The sequence below is a fragment of the Moorena sp. SIO3I6 genome (assembly GCF_010672095.1).
This window is the reverse complement of record NZ_JAAHHU010000897.1, coordinates 1-2,000: the sequence shown is the minus strand read 5'-3', so window position 1 is coordinate 2,000 and position 2,000 is coordinate 1. Positions and strand designations below refer to the sequence as shown.

At 44.5% G+C, this 2,000-nt stretch carries 2 protein-coding genes and 1 pseudogene; 2 read left to right on the top strand and 1 reads right to left on the bottom strand.

Annotated features, from left to right (window positions below; genetic code table 11):
* Window positions 1–441 precede the first annotated feature (441 nt).
* A complete protein-coding gene (locus tag F6K49_RS44145) occupies window positions 442–768 on the top strand; it encodes an asparaginase domain-containing protein (protein WP_269087146.1) in 327 nt (108 codons plus the stop codon).
* A gap of 229 nt (window positions 769–997) precedes the next feature.
* Here the strand turns inward: F6K49_RS44145 and F6K49_RS44140 are convergent, their stop codons facing one another.
* Entirely contained in the window at window positions 998–1,216 is a 219-nt protein-coding gene (locus F6K49_RS44140) for a hypothetical protein (RefSeq protein ID WP_075906817.1), read from the bottom strand.
* Between the two features lie 510 nt (window positions 1,217–1,726).
* Between F6K49_RS44140 and F6K49_RS44135 the strand changes: the two are divergent.
* Window positions 1,727–1,873: pseudogene (locus F6K49_RS44135) on the top strand (Uma2 family endonuclease); the annotation flags it as partial.
* Window positions 1,874–2,000: the final 127 nt, after the last annotated feature.

Genomic DNA, 2,000 nt, shown 5'->3' with positions numbered 1-2,000 from the left:
TATCAAATCTACCTGGGAAGAAAAAAGTAACTCGCGGATGTTACTGATTCTGCGCATACAAATCAAATAAACTATCCTTACGCTTCGGAAGCATTCACTCGTTCCATTAACCCTCTGGCCATGACGGTGACTGGGCAAGCGCTTACAAATTGGGAAAAAATACAAGGGTAGCATTAATGTTTTCCTGTGTTGATCTATCGGGTCAGACCCAGTCTGATATTATCTCCCCGCACAGCAAAAGGGAATCCTGTCCTGTACTCGCACAGATCCCCAAAGGGGTTCCCCCAACACCGACCCTTGTCGATCGCCTTAACTTATCCCGCTTTCCCCTAGTCTGTTCCAACAGGGAATAGAATCAGCTTCGCTCTGAGTTGAAAAAAAACAAATGATGATTGATTCCTATAGTACATTTGTACACGTTGAAAGGGCTGGTCTTTTATTGTGCTCCATGGCACGGACACCATGGCCTGGACTGCTTCCATACTGTCGTTTTTGATGACCGGGCTGGATAAGGATGGCCACTATAACGCTTTGTTGAGCAAGCCGTTGGTTGTGACTGGCTCCCAACTGCCACTATTTGTAGAGAAAGCGGACTCCTCCTATACTGTACGCTTCAACACCGATGCACTCCAAAACGTCTGTGGTGCCGTAACCTCCTGTTGTGAAGGTGTACCGGAAGTGTGTCTGTACTTTGATTCCACCTTAATGAGGGGCAATCGCACGGTCAAGACCAACGCCAGTGAGAATCGTAGGGTGGGCAGTGGCTAAAGGGATTGGTAAGTTTGGTAAATCTGTGTGCTCCACTGCCCACCAGACATAAACTACGGGATACTCCATCGGGAGACGCGACGCGATTCTCCTAGGGAGATGCTACGCGATTGGCCGTAGGCCACGCTACGCGAACGCGTTTTCCATGAAAGCTATCCCCTTGGTTAAGGTAAAATTCCTCGGCAGTAAGGGTTGAAAATGGCGATAAAATCAAAAATTAACTATTGAGTTAGTTTAAAACATTGCTCACAATCACGATAACAGTAGCACTCGCAATTAAGCCAAAAGCTAACTGAATCACCCATTGTGTGGCTTGTTGGTAATTGCTAAATCTTTCATCAAACTTTTTCACTTCATCTGAAAGCTCATCAAGTTTTCGGATTACATCAGTTAATGTCGGTTCTGGATATTGATTGTGGTTCGGTTCTGGATCGGTAGTTAGTGTCATCGTTAAACTGTTATAATCCTAGTTATAATTATAACAAATTCCGTAAGCAATCCCACAGCATTTTACTTATATATAGCCAAGTATAATGTGTATTAATAACCGTTGCAATGTAGACATAAACAAACTCAAATTAATCCCAAAATATTTTGATTAATCCGTGTAGTAATTCTGATAATTTTTGTGCCCTAATACCTACTCCATATTTCCTACTCCCGTCTTGATGCAGTCGCTCATGGGGGAAACCACGGCAGTCGCTCATGGTTTGTTCGCGAAGCGTCGGCTACGCCGAAGTTACCGTAAGACAGGCTCGCCTTAATCAATAAGTTTTAACCCTTTTCTGCAGAGCCTACCAACCATAAAGGCTCAACGTAATCAGGTTTCGTCTCCGGGGGAACCCCCAAGACCGCGCTGCCTCCCCAAGACCGCGCTGCATCGCTACTCCCTACTCCCTACTCCCTATTCCCTATTCCATTTGTTCTATACTAATAGAGTCACTATCTTGAACCCATCATGATTGCTGATAAAATTACAAATTACATTTCCCAAGAAGACTATCTATCTCAAGAAGAAGAAAGTCCCATCAAACACGAGTATAGTGATGGAGAAATCTATGCCATGGCTGGAGCCAGTGATGCCCATGTTACTATTGCCGGTAACCAGGGTAATCGCATCTAAATCGACCCTCAAAATGCTCTAACACTCCCTAAAACTTGATTATCCTCTGAACTGACCAAAGTCAACTAATTGAGTGGTCTTGCACCGGTTCGGCGTTTATGATCTAGGG

What these genes read in the sequence shown, in the direction of transcription:
- F6K49_RS44140 (WP_075906817.1), bottom strand. Translation starts at nt 1,216, where the DNA reads ATGACACTAACTACCGATCCAGAACCGAACCACAATCAATATCCAGAA.